At 64.1% G+C, this 15,643-nt stretch carries 13 protein-coding genes; 6 read left to right on the top strand and 7 right to left on the bottom strand.

What is annotated here, in order from left to right; translation table 11 throughout:
* Positions 1-72 precede the first annotated feature (72 nt).
* Positions 73-1,893, bottom strand: coding sequence for a serine aminopeptidase domain-containing protein (locus BLQ92_RS24975; protein ID WP_090687684.1), 1,821 nt, complete (start codon positions 1,891-1,893; stop codon positions 73-75).
* Between the two features lie 351 nt (positions 1,894-2,244).
* Here BLQ92_RS24975 and BLQ92_RS24970 point away from each other — a divergent pair, with 351 nt between their 5' ends.
* Together BLQ92_RS24970 and BLQ92_RS24965 are read left to right on the top strand one after the other, a co-directional pair.
* Complete coding sequence (locus BLQ92_RS24970; protein WP_090687680.1) at positions 2,245-3,717, top strand: flippase; 1,473 nt, start codon at positions 2,245-2,247, stop codon at positions 3,715-3,717.
* Between the two features lie 47 nt (positions 3,718-3,764).
* Complete coding sequence (locus BLQ92_RS24965; protein WP_090687676.1) at positions 3,765-4,772, top strand: glycosyltransferase family 2 protein; 1,008 nt, start codon at positions 3,765-3,767, stop codon at positions 4,770-4,772.
* A 61-nt stretch (positions 4,773-4,833) separates the two neighbouring features.
* Here BLQ92_RS24965 and BLQ92_RS24960 read toward each other — a convergent pair whose 3' ends face one another.
* From BLQ92_RS24960 to BLQ92_RS24935, 6 genes are all read right to left on the bottom strand, one after another.
* A complete protein-coding gene (locus BLQ92_RS24960) occupies positions 4,834-6,006 on the bottom strand; it encodes a glycosyltransferase family 4 protein (protein ID WP_090687672.1) in 1,173 nt (390 codons plus the stop codon).
* On the bottom strand, positions 6,003-7,124 hold the full coding sequence (locus BLQ92_RS24955) for a glycosyltransferase family 4 protein (RefSeq protein WP_090687668.1): 1,122 nt from the start codon (positions 7,122-7,124) through the stop codon (positions 6,003-6,005). Before BLQ92_RS24955 ends, BLQ92_RS24960 begins: the two co-directional genes overlap by 4 nt.
* 22 nt (positions 7,125-7,146) lie before the next feature.
* Entirely contained in the window at positions 7,147-8,301 is a 1,155-nt protein-coding gene (locus BLQ92_RS24950) for a glycosyltransferase family 4 protein (protein ID WP_090687666.1), read from the bottom strand.
* Positions 8,298-9,476: a glycosyltransferase family 4 protein gene (locus BLQ92_RS24945; RefSeq protein ID WP_090687864.1), complete on the bottom strand. Its 1,179-nt coding sequence runs from the start codon at positions 9,474-9,476 to the stop codon at positions 8,298-8,300. Before BLQ92_RS24945 ends, BLQ92_RS24950 begins: the two co-directional genes overlap by 4 nt.
* A gap of 11 nt (positions 9,477-9,487) precedes the next feature.
* On the bottom strand, positions 9,488-11,053 hold the full coding sequence (locus BLQ92_RS24940) for an O-antigen ligase family protein (RefSeq protein ID WP_090687662.1): 1,566 nt from the start codon (positions 11,051-11,053) through the stop codon (positions 9,488-9,490).
* Positions 11,054-11,181: 128 nt separating this feature from the next.
* Positions 11,182-11,715 (bottom strand): GNAT family N-acetyltransferase, encoded by a 534-nt coding sequence (locus BLQ92_RS24935; RefSeq protein ID WP_090687659.1) that lies wholly within the window; start codon positions 11,713-11,715, stop codon positions 11,182-11,184.
* 267 nt (positions 11,716-11,982) lie between these two features.
* Between BLQ92_RS24935 and BLQ92_RS24930 the strand changes: the two genes are divergently transcribed.
* Genes BLQ92_RS24930 through BLQ92_RS24915 form a run of 4 tightly spaced genes read left to right on the top strand, consistent with a single transcriptional unit; the run spans position 11,983 to position 15,608 of the window.
* Positions 11,983-12,234, top strand: coding sequence for an acyl carrier protein (locus tag BLQ92_RS24930; RefSeq protein ID WP_090687655.1), 252 nt, complete (start codon positions 11,983-11,985; stop codon positions 12,232-12,234).
* Complete coding sequence (locus tag BLQ92_RS24925) at positions 12,231-13,502, top strand: acyl-CoA dehydrogenase family protein (protein WP_090687651.1); 1,272 nt, start codon at positions 12,231-12,233, stop codon at positions 13,500-13,502. The genes BLQ92_RS24930 and BLQ92_RS24925 overlap by 4 nt, the downstream gene beginning before the upstream one ends.
* A 1-nt stretch (position 13,503) precedes the next feature.
* Positions 13,504-14,535, top strand: coding sequence for an amino acid--[acyl-carrier-protein] ligase (locus BLQ92_RS24920; protein WP_090687648.1), 1,032 nt, complete (start codon positions 13,504-13,506; stop codon positions 14,533-14,535).
* Positions 14,532-15,608: a DUF1839 family protein gene (locus tag BLQ92_RS24915; protein WP_090687645.1), complete on the top strand. Its 1,077-nt coding sequence runs from the start codon at positions 14,532-14,534 to the stop codon at positions 15,606-15,608. Before BLQ92_RS24920 ends, BLQ92_RS24915 begins: the two co-directional genes overlap by 4 nt.
* Positions 15,609-15,643 lie beyond the last annotated feature (35 nt).

Genomic DNA, 15,643 nt, shown 5'->3' with positions numbered 1-15,643 from the left:
CACGACTCTCCTGAGACGATGCGGCCGGAGCCGGTCCGGCGTCGATCGAGCCTGCGACGACCCACCCGCGAATCATTGGAACAGAACAGCGTCGTTCGAATCTGTTCGTGGACACACATTGCTCGACGCTAGCGGCCGCGTTGCGACAAAGCGTTCGAAGAGCCAGTTCTGCGCATCGGCCACCGCGGCCTCTCGCGACTGGGCGGTGAAGAGCGCATGGTCGAGCTTCGGCAAGGTCGCTGCGCGCACGCGCGGAAAGCGGCGCAAACCGCGCAAGGTCGAACCGAACTGAATCTTGAGTTCATCAAGACCCAGGTCGTACTCGCCGTAGACAAGGCGTACCTCTGCGCCTTTCGCATGCACGCGTTGCAGGAGCCGCTGCACCTCGCTGGGCATCAGCACCAGACCCGTCGCGCCTTCGACCCGCTCGACGACGCGCAGAAGCATGCTGCGCCCCACGCGTTGTGCGAGCCCTCGCAGGGTACGGGTGAGTGACGATTCGCCCCGCAGCACGCGCTTCCATTTCTCGAGACTCAGAGCGGAACGCCGCAACACCCGGGTGGAAGCCAGTCCGGTGGTCCCCGGTGTGCGCGCCTCGCCATCCCAGATGAACTTCTGCAGGTTCACCCCAAAGCTGCCGACGATACGCGGATGGGCGGCGCACGCGTGCAAGCCGACGAACGCGCCGCCGCACACACCGAACGTGACGATGCCTGGGTGTCCATTGGATATCAGCCAGTCCGCACCTGCCATCGCATCGGTGCAGGACTGCTCCGAATAGATCGTATCGAGCGTGACGGCCTGCGCGGTCGGGGTGCTGTCGCCCAGGCCGCCGAGGTCCATGCGCAGGGAAGCAATCCCCTGTGCCGCTAGCTGCCGCGCGAACAGAACGAAGATACGGCCGTCGCCGATATGGTGGCTGGCGCCGGTGTTGAAGAACAAGACCGCCGGAGCGCCAGCACGCGGGACGTCGGGCTGGCAGTAAATACCGAAGTACGGGCCGAAAATGACCGGCCGCTCGACGGCGCCGTGCTGCTCGAGTCGCAACGCCGGTGCATCTTCCGCTAGCGAGGCCGCGGCGCCGCAAGGAGGCGGCGTCATCGGTTCCGCTGCCCCCCGGGGCGGCGGCTGCCCGCCGAGCCATTGCGTAACGGCGGAAAATGCCTCGATGGGTTCTTCGCTATAAAGCGCCTCGATCAGGAACCGGTCCGCCTCGTCGAAAGCGCGGCGCGTCACCGGCACACCGTTGGAACCATAGTGCTCGACGAGCGCGGTAGCGCGGCTGCGGTCACTCGCGTCGAGCAACAGCACACGTCGTGCGGGTGCAGTCGTGTCGGCCAGCAGATCGATCGAGGCGAGTCGCCCAATATCGTCGCCGTGCAGGCCGAAGCCAAACGCTTCGACGTAGGCGGCCGAATCGGGAATCGGCTCGGCGCTCATGCCCGCGGGCGTACTCATCCAGCTCTGGCGATGGGCACGCAACTCACGTACGTAATTGCGCCCCGACACCGCTGGTGAGAGCAGCACCAGGCCTTCGACATCGCCGAGGCGTTGCGCCGCAAGCGCGGCGAGCGTCGCGCCAAGACGCAGGCCGCAAAGCGATACCTGCGTGACGCCCGTGGATTGCCGCAAATGACGTACCGCCGCAACGATGCTCTCGATGCATGCCTCCACCCTGTCCGGCTCTTCTTCACTCCCCAACGAATCTCCGGCGCCGGGATAATCGAATCGCAGCACCGGCATTCCAGATGCGGCGATACGCTCCGCCAGCCTGCGCCAGCCGCGATGGGTGCAAAGCGCGTCATAGCCAAACGGATTGCACAAGACCACGCCTTGATGCCCACCCGTCGGATGAAGCCAGCCAAAGCAGTCGTCGAAGACCACAGGTCGCATGAGAAGTCCTTATGCTGCGGCGAGAGTCGATTGAGATACACGGCCGAAGCTGTCTGCTGCGCCGGTACAGCAACGCCGCGGCAATGCGGCAGCGGCGAGCCGCACACCAGGGTCCGCAGATGATGGTGGCGATTTAACCAAACCGGCCCCGGCGCTTCTGTACGCACGGCAACACATTGCAGCGCGTACAGAAGACTTGAAGCGTCGCAGCCCGCCCGCGATCGCAGCCATTGCATCCGGTTTGTTCGGCTTGCCACAGACCTGGCGGGCCGCCCACGCGCACCATCAGGCTTCGACCATTGTCTCCCCCCGCTGTGACGGCCACCCCGGATCGCGACCAGGCGCCACGCCATGACCCCCAAGCCCAGCATGAAGCGAAATGCAATCGCCAACTTCCTCGGAAGTGCGTTGCCAATGATCGTCTCACTGGTCACCGTGCCGCTCTATCTCGCGCACATCGGCGCCGCACGCTACGGCGTGCTTGCGATCGTCTGGATGCTGCAGGGTTACTTCGGCTATTTCGATCTCGGGCTGTCCGCGGCAACCTCGAACCGGATCGCCCAGCTATCGAAAAGCTCCGCGGCCGAGCGTGAATCGGTCCTGTGGACCGCGCTCGTGCTCAACGCGGGATTCGGGGTGCTCGGCGGTCTCCTGCTCTTCGCCGTCGGCCGCCTGCTGTTCCAGCAGTTTCATATCGCCCCCGGGATCCACGAGGAAGTTATCGCCGCCCTGCCGTGGATCGCATGTTCCGTCCCGCTAGCGACGATCTCCGGCGTATTCGCCGGGGCGCTGACCGGCCGTGAGCAGTTCGCCTCGCTCAATGCGGTTCAGTTCGCCGGCATGCTGATCTTTCAGATCGTGCCGCTCCTGAGCGCGATCATCTTCAAACCCGACCTGCAGTATGTGATTTCGGCTGCCATTCTCGGCAGCGCAGCGTCCTTGCTGCTGATGGCCGTCGTGGTGTGCCGGATGTTTCCGCTAAGCTTCGCCGCCGGACCGCGACGCGCGTTCGTTAAACCGCTCTTTTCCTACGGCGCCTGGGTCACCGTAACGAATCTCGCCAGTCCGCTGCTGGAAACCGCAGACCGGCTTTTGATTGGCAGCGTGCTCGGGCCACAGGCGGTGGCCTGGTATCAGGTGCCATTCAATCTCGCGGTACGCGTGCGCATTCTGCCCGGCGTCCTGACACGCACCCTGTTCCCGCGCTTGTCCGCGCTCGGGATCCAGGATGCAACCGAGCTCTCTACGCGGGCGGTACGCGGTCTTGCCGCCGTCATGACGCCGCTGATCGTGTTCGGCATTTTCCTGATGCAACCCTTCCTCGAACTATGGACGGGCCACGCCTTCGCAGTACGGGCAATGTCGGTTGGCGAGGCGATCCTGCTGGGGGTCTGGATCAACTCGCTGGCATCGATTCCGTACAGCCACCTGCAAGCGATCGGCCGTCCCGACATCGTTGCGCGCTTTCACGCGCTTGAACTGTTGCCGTTCATTGCCTTGCTATGGTGGACCGTGCATCGCTTCGGCCTGCTGGGCGCGGCACTCGCCTGGAGCACGCGCTGCGCCGTCGACGCGATTCTGCTCTTCTGGGCCGCGCGCTTCGGTTCGCAACTGACGCAGAATCTGCTCGCACCGGCGCTGCTGGTGAGCGCGGCCTTTGCTGCGACGCTGCTGTTTCCCTGGCCGTCGCTCGCGGGCATCGCTGCCTGGATCGTGCTGTGCGGCGCGGCGCTCGGATGGGCCATGCGGGCCGAACCGGCGGCTCGGGCACGCATCCAGCGTGCACTCTCCTCAATCCTTCAGTACCGGTGGCGGCGCGCATAGGCGCCGCGGCCCGCGCCTGAACCGTTCTTTTCACGGGATAGACTGTCATGCGAATTTCCATTGCAATGGCCACCTACAACGGTTCGCCGTACATTCAGCAGCAACTCAAAAGTCTCGCCGCTCAGACCGTGCTGCCCTACGAACTCGTCGTCACCGACGACGGTTCAACCGACGAGACGCTCGCCATCGTCGAAGCCTTCGCCGTGCATGCGCCCTTCCCCGTACACATACATCGGAATACCAGGCGTCTGAATTTCGCAGACAACTTCCTGCATGCAGCTTCGCTGTGCAAAGGCGACTGGATTGCTTTCTGCGACCAGGACGATGTATGGCTCAAGGACAAGCTGGAACACGTGAGCGGCGAGGCACACGGCGATGTGTCGATGATCGTCCATCGCGTGCAGATCGTCGATGCGGACCTCCAACCGATTCCAGGAGCGGCGATCGCCTGCCACGTGCGCCGCGGGCCCGGTCCGCAGCGTCTGCCGCCGATGGGCTATTTTTCCGGCCTCTGCATCACCTTCAATGCCGCGTTGCTCGGGCTGCTGTTGCAGCACCCGCGCTTCCCCGATGCAAACAACCCCGCCTACGAAGCTGCGCACGACCGCTGGGTGTCGACGATCGCGGATACGGTTGGCCGGGTATGTTTCATCAACAAGCCGCTGGTGCTCTATCGTCAGCACGGTGCGAACGCCTGTGGCGCGACGACTGGCTCACTCGGCATGGCCATTGGCCGTTCGGGTGCGCCCGGGTCGTCGACGTACCAGCAGGCCGCGATGCTCGCGCAGAACTACAGTGACTGCTTTGAGATGCTCGCAGCGTCTGCGGCCGGGACTCCGTGGCAGGCTCGCCTGCAGGCCGGCGCGCAGCGCTATCGCGCCACGCGCGACTACCTCGCGGCCCGCTCGGTTCTGTATGGTACCAGCGAGTTTTCCGGGCGCATGTGGGCGTGGGCAAAGATGTGCTTGAAGTGGTCCTACCGCTTCAACCCGGTGAGAGCGCCGCTGCTGGCCGTCGCCAAGGATCTGCGCACCGTCCTGTTCAAGACGGTCTGAAGCTGGGTCTGGCTAACAGGCCTGGATGCCGCGATAAGCCAGGCCTTGAATCAGGCTTGAATCAGTCTTGAGTCAAGCCACCCTGCGGCGCGCCGCGAGTGCGGGCCCTGTGCGTCACGTAAAGCCTCTCAAAGCGCGCGGCCATTACACTCCACGAATATTGAAGGGCGGTTTCCTGTGCCTTACGGCGCAGAAACGACCAGCGCACCGGATCGTCGATCAGCGACTGCACCGCAGCGACAAGCGCATCAGCGTCGCCTGGCGGCACCATGATGCCGTTCTCGCCGTCGCGCAGGAACGCCCGCACGCCACCGATATTCGACGCGACGGGCACCAGACCGCAGGCCATCGCTTCGAGCGGCGACAGTGGAAAGCCCTCATACAGAGACGGAAACACCAGAATCTGGCAGTGCGCCAACATCGCCGGCAAGTCTGCGTTGCGAAATGAAGGCACCACCTCGATACGGCCGCGAATCGGCTCCGGAAATCGTCCGAGCGTGGTTTCCGACGGCTCGCCGGTACCGAAGAGCGTCAGCTTGAGCTCCGGGTTGGCGCCGAACAATGAACCCGCCGCTCGCGCCAGCGTATCGACGCCTTTCCAGCGATTGGCTCGTCCGATGAAGGCGAGATGCAATGGCGCTCCTTCGACCTCGGCGGGGGAGCTCAAAGCCGCCCGCGCCACCGACGTGAAGGTCTCGTCGACACCGTTGTCGATCTGGACAACACGATCTTGAGGAATATGCAGTTGCGACAGCGCGAATTCATATTCCGTGTCGTTGAGCATCATCGCGACATCGGCCCATTCGAACGACTTCGCGCTTTCCCAAAGACGCAGACTACCGCGATACAAACGGTACTTCCACGACTTCTGGACCTTTCCCGCACGATGTTGCTGCAGCAACAGCGTGTGCACATACGGCTCCATACCGTGGCTTCGGGTCACCGACAGCTGACGTGGCCGCCAGCCAAACGCACGCCGCAGGAAATTGACGAGCCATCCGTCGCACGACGACATATCGAGTACGTCGTACTCAGGGTGTGCCATGACGTGAAACAGAACGAACAGCGGAAACAGGATGGTGAGCGCCATGCTGTCGCTAATCGGCGCGTCATCAAAAGACAGGATGCGCACATTGTGCCCGCGTTCCTGCAGCGCCTTTGCGAGCTTGCCGGTCACGCCCGGTGCACCGGCGCTGAGGTCGAGCGTGTGATGAATGGAGAGCAGAATGTTCATGGTGTCGTCGTGTTATGGATGCCACGAACGGCTTTCTGAGCGAGCCTGCCTGGCAGGACTGCCTCGATCGTCTGCTCGTAGATCGACAGATAGGCGTCGCAGATGCGTTGCACGCTGAAGGTATCGAGGTGCCGCTGCGCACGTGCGGTAAGGGTAGCGCGGGCGCTTTCGTCGGCCAGCAGCATATCGATTGCATCGGCCAGCGCCAGCGGACTCGCGGGCGGCACGAGCAGACCCGCTTCGCCGTCATCGAGCATTTCCGGAATGCCGCCGACACGCGTCGCGACAATCGCGCACCCGGCCTCGCGTGCTTCGCACAACACGAGTCCCGCCGGTTCGGCATGCGAGGCGAGCACAAACACGTCGGTCTCGGCGAGATAGGGGCGCGGGTCTGCGATAAAGCCCGTGAAATGCACATGCTGCGCAATGCCCAATTCGCCTGCGAGCGACTCCATCTCTGCCCGGTCGGGACCATCGCCGATCAGGTAGAGCGTCGCACCGGGCCGGCCGCCGCGCAGGTGTGCAAACGCGTGCAGCAGATCCTGGATGCCCTTGCGGCGGTACATGCCCGCCAGCGTCGCGATGCTGGGCCGCTGCAACCCCGGCGCTGCCGGCAACGGTGTGTCAGCAAAACGCGGCGTGCCGATCGTCCCGTTGCGCACCACCGACAGACGCTGCGCCGGCACGCCCCGCTGTGCCATCGAGGCCGCCACGGCACGCGTGACCCCGACGACGCGGTCGCCTACGCCCATCAACAACGCGCTGCGCTGGAACTCGTTATGCACCGTCGTCACCAGCCTGTAGCGCCGCTGGAGCACGGCGCAGCGGGCAATGAGCGCGCCCGTCATCATGTGCGCGTGGATGATGTCGGGATCGCTTTGTGCAACGAGCCGCCTGAAACCCAGCAACATCGCCGGAACGCGCGAGGGCCTCGGCGACTGCGGCAGAAAGACATGGCGGACCCCGTATCTGGCAAGCAATACCTCGAATTCGCCTCCAGACGAAGCCACCATGACTTCGTGACCGGCAGCGGCTTGCGTGCAGGCAAGGTCCACCATCACGTTGACGATGCCGTTGCCGATGTTGCGCGCGTGATTGGCGAGATGAAGGATTTTCATGGAGATGCCTCCCGGTCCGTTTTCAGAAAGCGTCCATCGCCTCTCGATACACCCGTGCGACCTGTGCCGCCACCACAGGATTGTCGAAGCGCGCGCGCGCATAGGCGCGGCACGCTGCTTCATCAGGCAACTTGCGATGTCCCAGCAGCGCCTCGGCGATACCGCTGCCGATGGCATGGAAGCCGCCCGACGGCAGGATCAGATCGCTCGATAACGATGCCACCACTTCCGGCAGGCCACCCACCGGGGTCACGAGCACCGGCGTGCCGGAGGCAAGCGATTCGATCGTGGCCAGCCCGAAACCCTCGAGCGCGATGGTGGGCACCACCGTGATGTCGGCGGCACGAAACCACAGCGGCAGAACCTCGTCCGCGACAAAACCAGCAAGCTGCACATGCTGCTCCAGTCCCCGTGCACGAATTCGCGCCTGTAATTGAGGCGCCAGCGGTCCCTTGCCGGCAATGGTCAGCAGCACGTCCGGCAGAGACTGCCTGACGACGAACATCGCATCGATCAGATCCTCGAGTCCCATCCGCGACACCAGGCGCCGCACGCAAAACAACATCGGCCGATCCTGCGGCAGGCCCAGGCGTTCGCGCGCCTCGCTCCGGGTGACTCCGCTGTCGAAGCGGTCCACATCCACACAACCCGGCACGACCCGAATCCGCTCCTCAGGGACGCGATACACGGATTGAAGAATCTGTCCGAATGCCTCCGACAATACGATGTGCCGCGTGCCGCCCCGATAGACAAACCGCTCGAGGGAATGACGTATCGCACGCGACAGTCGGCCGCGGCCCTCGGAGCCTGACTCCTGAGCCCAGGGCCCATGGAAATGCACCACCTTGGGCACGCCGCGAAAGACGCCCGCCGTCGGCGCCGAGTAAAGGGCGAAGTGTGTCGCGACCACATCCGGCATGCGGATTCGGCCCAAGCTGCGCGAGCGCATGCGGGCACCCCACAGGCGGGTGGCAAGACGCGACTCTGTCGTTGCAAACGACTGCACCGAGCCGCCCGAAGCCGCGACGACGTCCGGGCTGCCGGCCACCAGTCCGCGCACGCTGACGCCCTGCGCCGGCAGCGACTGGACGAGTGCCATGAACATTCGATCGAGGCCGCCCGGTCTTTCGCCAAACCAGTGCATGCCGATCTGCAGTGAATCGATCCGTTCGCTCATGATTCGGCCGATAGTTCCACCTGCGCCACGGCGTCACGCTGGACCCCGCGGCGCATGCAGATCCCTTCGTACAGCGACAGGTAGCGCTGCGCCATCGTGTCCCACCCCAGGGTTCGGGCCAGTGCACGTGCGGCTTTGCCCATCCTGCGGGCTTGAACGCGATCGCCGGCGACACGTTCGATCGCATCGGCAAGACCGAGTACATCGTCCGGATTGTCGAGTACGACGCCACAATCGGACCCGATCACTTCGGCCCCACCCGAAGTTTTCGCAGTGATAACCGGCAACGCGGCAGCCAGTGCTTCGAGCAGCACAAGGCTCATCGCTTCATAGCGGGACGGGAACACGAACGCATCGACCGAGCGCATCAGCGCCGGCATGTCTTTGACCAGATCGGTGAAATGCACACGATCGGCGAGGCCAAGCGCCGCTACCGTGGCCGGATAGGGACTGTTGCGCAAAATCCCGGCCACCACCAGATGAACATGGCGAGGCGTCATTGCAAGGGCACGCAACACGGTGTCGAGGTTCTTGCGCGAGACCCGCAGATCGCCCGCGAACAACAACAGAAACGGCGCATCCGGCAAACCGAAACGCGCACGCTCTGAAGCACCCGGAGCAAATTCGTCGACGTCGACCCCATTGTGGATGACCTGCAACCGGGCCCGGTCAATGCCAAGCGAGCGCACTTCGCCGGCTACCTTTTCCGACACCGGCACGATCACCTCGCTGTGCTGGAACGCCCATTTCTCGCAGTGAGCGTTGAGCCGTGTATACGCGACCTGATACGCTTCATAGAGGCTACGGAAGAACGCAAACGGATAGAAGCCGCAGCGATACCAGCCATCATGGACGAAGTGCACCGCGTTGACGTCCGCCCGTGCCCAGCTGATGAACCCGTTCACATGCACGACGTCGAATTCGTTCCGGTTCGCGCGAATCCACAGCCCGCTGCGCCACGCGAAAATCTGATGTTGCAGGAGTCTCGTCGGCAGCCGGCTGACCGCAATCTGCACGAAGCGCACCCGCGGATCGTCCAGCAAGTCCGGCGCCACGCGCGATGCCAGCAAGGTCACACAGTGCCCCGCCGCTAGCGCAGCACGGGCAATTTCGTAATTGACGCGCCCCTGGCCGTCGTTTCGCGCGACAACGTGCGTCACAATCAGAATGCGCATACCGTCTTCGCTCATCGCCCCTCTCCCCTCTGCCGTGTCGATGGCGCCTTGGCCTCCTTGCCGGACTCCCTTGCATGGCGCAGGCCAATCACCGGCAGCATCACTCCGACAAAGAAAAACATTCCGGACAACGAGATGATCGTGTTGATGAACACCATCATCGCGAACAAAGCGAAGGCTACGCCGACACCGGCAACGCCAAAGCTGTCCGCAGGACGCCGGCGGCTTGCCGCGAAAGCGCGCCACAGGAGTGTCAAAACGCCTGTTGTGTACAGGAAGGTACCGGGCCATCCCAGCACATACGGCACCTCCATGAAGCCGCTGTCGAACACCACCCCGAGCTGCTGCGTGTCGTCGGTCGACAGTTTGGTGCCTGCCCCCGTCGCGCCAAGCCCTTGGCCGGCGATATCCGTCAAGGCGGAAGCCATGAAGTTCTGGTAAAAGGCCGCTCTGACCTGGTAGCTGTTATCGCTGCCCACATTCATGATCGAATCGAACCGGTGCGTCAGCGGCTCGGCGACTTGCTCGATCATCGTCAACGGGGACACCAGCAACGCGAAACCCAGCACGCCGCCAATCAGCCGAGCCCGGTTTTTGCTATCTAGCATGGCAAGCGGATACAACAGTCCGATGATCGAGCCGCCCCACGCGCTACGCACCGAACTGAACAGCAAGGCTGGAATTCCGACGACGCCCGTCGCAATACGAGTCCTGCCGCGCGCCGCCATTGACATGAGCAACACCGCCATCATCACCGTGGAAAACGGTCCGCTGGAGTTCAGCGTGCTGCAAACCCGCATTCCGTACGGCACAGGAGTCCCCTCCGACGCCATTTCCGAAGCAATCAACCAGAAGGCATCCCAAGGCGGTGGCGAGACGTACTGGATCACGCCGTATATTCCCATCACAAGACCGCCAAACACGAACGTCTTGAGCAGCACCCGGTGATACACCGGGTAATCCCGCCAGGTGACGACCATGCGGAACGCCACCAGCACGGGGAACAGCCAGCCGATCAGCGTGAACCCCGCAGCAGCCGGCCCGACCTGCACCATCCCGACAAAGAAGGAATAAAACAGCCCGACCATGATGAGGACCAGCGGGGCGGTACGGCGTTGACCGAACGCGCGGTACTCCGTGATGAGCGAAACACCGGACAGCGTCACCGCGAGCATCGGCGCGATCATCACCAGGCTTTTCGGATTGAATGAACCGTTCACGAAATCGGCAAGCCGCCGCACTTCCGGCGAAAGAAAGAACAGCCAGAATACAAAGCTCAGATAGTGCGCCGGAGAGGACCGATAGAAGTACGCCGCCACGAGGAATGAGGCCAAGGGGAAGAAGAGTTCGACGAGCCGTCCCTGATGGGCGATCAGCAGCAACAGCGTGGTGCCGAACAGCATCAGCGGCAGCCGTAGCGGCTTGTGCATGCCCGGCCGCGAAGCCGCGGCCAGCCGCAGCTTCGGCCGGCCCGTCGCCGGCTCGCGCGCTTGCGGCGGCGCCTCGGCGGGCACCGCCGTGTTGTCGGCGCGCGCGCGCAGAGCACGCGCCGCCGACATCGAAGGTGTGATCAGCATACAGTTGCCCCCGGCAATGTGACTTCAGCGCGCCGCTACCGGCCGCAGCCCGCACGTAAGCATGCGCTGGATGGCCTCGGTCCTCGCCGGCGCGGTTCACGGGCTGCGCACGCAGACCTGTCGCGCCGTCAAAGTAGTTCGAATGTATTCACCACGGTCAGCCCGCCGCGCGTGCGGCGCAGACTGGTGGACATCTCCGTGCCGCCGCGCTGCTGGCGCGTGAGGCCAATGAACGGCATGCCATGCTCGAGAAACGGTCCCTCCGTTTTACGAAAGCCGAACTGTTCGTAAAAGCACTTCAGTCCGATGGGGGCCGTGACCCGCATCGCTCGTCCGGGCCAATGCTGCGCAATCTCACGCAGCGCCCGCTCGATCAGCATCTCAGCTGTGCCGTCGCCGCGCCGCGCGGGGCTCGTCAACACCTTGTCGATCACCACATCCGGGTCTTCCGCATCCCCCGGCTGAAGACGCGCGTAGGCAAGCACCGGCATGGGCTTCGACATGTCTTCCACCGCAAACACATGCAACGCACTTTCGTCATGCCCATCGGCATCGAGACATACATGACCCTGTTCGACAACGAACACCGCACTGCGTGCACGCATGATCAGATACAACTCACGCGCCGTGAACTGCTCGAACTCAAGCGTTTTCCAGTTCATCACGTCTTCCTTCAGGAATTTTTTCTTGACGGGGCGCACCCGTTGCGATGGGGACACGTTACGCCGCCGACCCTGGCATTTCAGTGCGGCACCGCACCGACGATGCCGAGCAGCAATCCGTTAAATACGAACAACCGGCCCTCGGGCGCTAAGCGTCCGAACCGGTAGCGGCCCAAGCCGTCGGCAACGCAAAGGTCGCGTCAGCACCGACGCGGCGGGACTGACTCAATGCTGCTTAGCGACTTCTCCTCGAGGGAGCCCCTCTTCATGAAAACAGCACTGCGACGCATTCTTTCCGAATCGGCACGCCTTGACGTACCGCCGGACACCTTGGCGGACGACGCCGATCTCTACGCAGCGGGCCTGTCGTCGCTGGCGACCGTGCATCTGATGCTCGCGATCGAAGACGAATTCGGCATCGAGATCCCGGACCGGATGCTTACCCGGCGGCTGTTCTCCAGCATCGACTCGCTCGCCGCCGCAGTCAGCGAGTTGCAGCAGGCGAAGGCGGCAGCATGATTGCCCCTCTGCTGCAAGAGTCCGTCGCGCCCGGCGGCGCGACGGGCGAGGCCCTTGACAGCGCCCCGCTGGTCGCCGTCGAACTCGATTCCGGCTGGCGCGCGGCCGCTCGCAGCGTGGCCCAGATCGCCGCGCAATACGCCGATTCGGTCGACCGGGACGCGCGTTTTCCCACTGAGGCATTCGACGCGCTGCGGCGCGAGCGTCTGCTCTCCGCCATGGTGCCGGCGAGCTACGGCGGCGCGGGCCTGTCATTGGCGGATATCGCCGCGATCTGCGAAATCCTGGCCCAGGGGTGCGCATCGACCGCGATGGTGTATGCGATGCACCAGATCCAGGTGGCCTGCATCGAGGAGCACGGCAGCGGCTCGCCGTGGCAATGCAACCTGCTCAGGCAGCTTGTCGAGCACCAATGGCTGCTGGCGTCGGCAACCTCCGAAGAAACGATCGGCGGCAACATGCGCACCAGCGCGTGCGCGGTCGAACTCGACGCAGAGCGCTTCCGCATCGAAAAACTGGCGCCGACGATTTCCTACGGCGCGCACGCCGACGGCATTCTGGTCACGGCGCGGCGCACGGCGGAATCGGCCGCGGCCGATCAGGTGCTGATCGTCGCACTGCGGGAGGACACGCTGCTGGAAAAGCGCGGCGGCTGGGATTCGATGGGCATGCGCGGCACCTGCAGCGAGGGCTTCCGGCTCGTCGCCACGGGACTCGCCGAACAGATCCTGCCGACACCCTTCGCCGAGATCGCCGACCAGACCATGCTGCCGGTCTCGCACACGCTGTGGGCCTCGGTGTGGACCGGCATCGCCACCGATGCGGTGAATCGCGCCAAGGCCTTCTTCCGGGCCCAGGCGCGCGCCAAACCCGGTTCAGTGCCGCCCGCAGGTTTGCGTCTGGCCGAGGCCGTGGGCTTGCTGCAGATGATGCAGGCACGCCTGTCCGTCGCGCTCGATGCGGCGCGCGTTGCGCATCTGAGCAAACACGGCGGCTGTCAGGCGGATGCCCCGTTGTCGGCCCTGCTGGGTTTCGCCTCGGACATGAACACGCTGAAAACCAGCATTTCGTCGACCGCGCTGCTGGTGGTCCAGGAAGTGCTGATGATCTGCGGCATGGCCGGCTACAAGAACGGCACGGAATATAGCGTGGGACGCCATCTGCGCGATCTGCACTCGGCGCCGTTGATGATCAACAACGACCGTATCGCCCAAAACACTGCAAGCCTGCTGCTGGCGCAGCGGCCGGCCGCACCGGGGAGAGCCTGAGATGAACACGATGACCGACACTGCGGCGCTAGCGGCAGCGCGTCCTGACGACGCGCCCGTCGAACCGACCTTTCGCGACGAACTGCTCGCGCACGGCATTCTGATCGACACCGGCGAAAACGGCCTGTACGGCCGCAGCCAGGTCTTCGAAGACATTGTGGAACGCCTGAACGTCGCGATCACGCATCTTGGCGCGGACCAGCAGCCCGAAGTGCTGCGCTTCCCGCCCGCGATGCGCCGGACCGACTTCGAGGATAGCGAATACCTGAAGAGCTTCCCGAATCTGGCCGGTACGATCCACTCGTTCTGCGGCAACGATGCGGGCCAGCAGCGCCTGTTGCGCTGCCTCGACGAGGCGATGGCCGATCGCGACGACGACCGCGACGACGCGTGGATGTCGCAGCAGGCGCCGACCAGACTGGTGCTGACGCCGGCCGCCTGCTATCCGATCTATCCCGTCATGGCGCGGCGCGGTCCGCTTCCCGCGACAGGCCGCACGATCGACGTGCTGTCGTATTGTTTCCGGCATGAACCGTCACTGGATCCGGCCCGCATGCAGATGTTCCGGCAGCGCGAATACGTGCGCCTCGGCAACGCCCAACAGGTCATGGCATTCCGCCAGATGTGGATCGAGCGCGGCTCGCTGCTCGTCACGTTGCTGGCTCTGCCGGTCGACGTCGATCTCGCCAACGATCCTTTCTTTGGCCGCGGCGGCAAGATCATCGCGGACAGCCAGCGTGCCCAGGCGCTGAAGTTCGAACTGCTGATTCCCGTGGCGAACGCGGCAAGCAAGACCGCGTGCCTGTCGTTCAACTATCACATGGATCATTTCGGGGCGATCTGGAAGATCGAGTGCGACGACGGCTCGGTCGCGCATACCGGCTGCGTCGGCTTCGGCATGGAACGCATCACGCTCGCGCTGTTCCGTCATCACGGCTTCGATGTGAACGCGTGGCCCGACGAAGTTCGCGCCTTGCTATGGGGCGATACCAAAGCGCGCATCGCCCAGGGTCTTGGCGGAGCGAGCGCATGAACCCACCGCTCACGACCGTCTGGAATGGCCTGACCACGCCCTCTGCCCTGCCCGCCGCCACGCCGCTGCCGCCTGCAGCTGGCTGCCCCGGCTCGCCCGGCGCGGGCTGTGGCTACCCCACCCGGATTCACGCGTCGCATGCGCTGCATCAGGGCGAGCGCGTGTGGCAGGAGACCAACTGCTATATCGATCTGTGGATCGAACTGCTGCACGGCTTCGGCCTCGAACCGCGCGCGGCGTTCGGCTTCACGGTGACGCAGGACTTCGAGGGCGACCAGTTCACCTTCTTCAAGTTTCCGCTCGAAGACCTCGAACGCCTGTACGGCACGCAGGTGCAGGAACTGGCGATCTACGACTCGCTCGAAGACCGGGTTCTCGCACAGACGCAGCGCGGTCATACGGTGCTCGTCGAAGTCGACGGCTACTATCTGCCGAACACGCGCGCAACGTCCTACCACCGCGAGCATCCGAAGACGAGTATCGGCATCGACTTTGTCGATCCTGCCGGCAAGCGCCTCGGCTATTTCCACAACACGGGCTATCACACGCTGGAGGGCGAAGACTACGACGGCGTGTTCCGCAAGCTGCCGCAATTCGCCAACCGGCCCGACCTGCTGTTCCCGTACGCCGAATTCGCCAAACAACTCAGGCCGGCACTGGAAGGAACGGCCCTCGCGGAAGCCTCCGCAGAACTGCTGTGCGCGCACCTCGAGCGCCGGCCGCTGCGCAATCCCATTTCGCAATGGCGCGCGGCATTTCCCGCCCACCTCGACACCCTGCTCGAACGCGGCGAGGCGTTCTTTCATCCGTACTCGTTCAACCTGATGCGGCAACTCGGTGCAAACTTCGAGTTCCTGTCGAAGTATTTGCGTTGGTTGAGCGCGCAAGGGTTCGAGATTCCTGAAGCGATTCCGGTCGCGGCGCACAAGATCGCCTCGGAAGCCATGGTCATGCAGTTCCGCCTCGTGCGCGCCGTAGCGCGCGGCCGGCGTGACACCTGCGACGACTGCTTCGACGTTCTCGAAGCCGCTTACGAGAACACCGTGCCGCCGCTTGCCGCAATCGCGCTGTGACGTAGCCGCTTTGACGTAGCACCAACGAAAAAAAG

The sequence above is a fragment of the Paraburkholderia phenazinium genome, from assembly GCF_900100735.1.
Lineage (GTDB): Bacteria > Pseudomonadota > Gammaproteobacteria > Burkholderiales > Burkholderiaceae > Paraburkholderia > Paraburkholderia phenazinia.
The sequence above is the reverse complement of the archived record's forward strand: the minus strand, read 5'-3'. Positions and strand labels throughout refer to the sequence as shown.

Coding starts and splice junctions, on each gene's coding strand:
- BLQ92_RS24975 (WP_090687684.1), bottom strand. CDS start 1,893: ATGCGACCTGTGGTCTTCGACGACTGCTTTGGCTGGCTTCATCCGACG.
- BLQ92_RS24970 (WP_090687680.1), top strand. CDS start 2,245: ATGACCCCCAAGCCCAGCATGAAGCGAAATGCAATCGCCAACTTCCTC.
- BLQ92_RS24965 (WP_090687676.1), top strand. CDS start 3,765: ATGCGAATTTCCATTGCAATGGCCACCTACAACGGTTCGCCGTACATT.
- BLQ92_RS24960 (WP_090687672.1), bottom strand. CDS start 6,006: ATGAACATTCTGCTCTCCATTCATCACACGCTCGACCTCAGCGCCGGT.
- BLQ92_RS24955 (WP_090687668.1), bottom strand. CDS start 7,124: ATGAAAATCCTTCATCTCGCCAATCACGCGCGCAACATCGGCAACGGC.
- BLQ92_RS24950 (WP_090687666.1), bottom strand. CDS start 8,301: ATGAGCGAACGGATCGATTCACTGCAGATCGGCATGCACTGGTTTGGC.
- BLQ92_RS24945 (WP_090687864.1), bottom strand. CDS start 9,476: ATGCGCATTCTGATTGTGACGCACGTTGTCGCGCGAAACGACGGCCAG.
- BLQ92_RS24940 (WP_090687662.1), bottom strand. CDS start 11,053: ATGCTGATCACACCTTCGATGTCGGCGGCGCGTGCTCTGCGCGCGCGC.
- BLQ92_RS24935 (WP_090687659.1), bottom strand. CDS start 11,715: ATGAACTGGAAAACGCTTGAGTTCGAGCAGTTCACGGCGCGTGAGTTG.
- BLQ92_RS24930 (WP_090687655.1), top strand. CDS start 11,983: ATGAAAACAGCACTGCGACGCATTCTTTCCGAATCGGCACGCCTTGAC.
- BLQ92_RS24925 (WP_090687651.1), top strand. CDS start 12,231: ATGATTGCCCCTCTGCTGCAAGAGTCCGTCGCGCCCGGCGGCGCGACG.
- BLQ92_RS24920 (WP_090687648.1), top strand. CDS start 13,504: ATGAACACGATGACCGACACTGCGGCGCTAGCGGCAGCGCGTCCTGAC.
- BLQ92_RS24915 (WP_090687645.1), top strand. CDS start 14,532: ATGAACCCACCGCTCACGACCGTCTGGAATGGCCTGACCACGCCCTCT.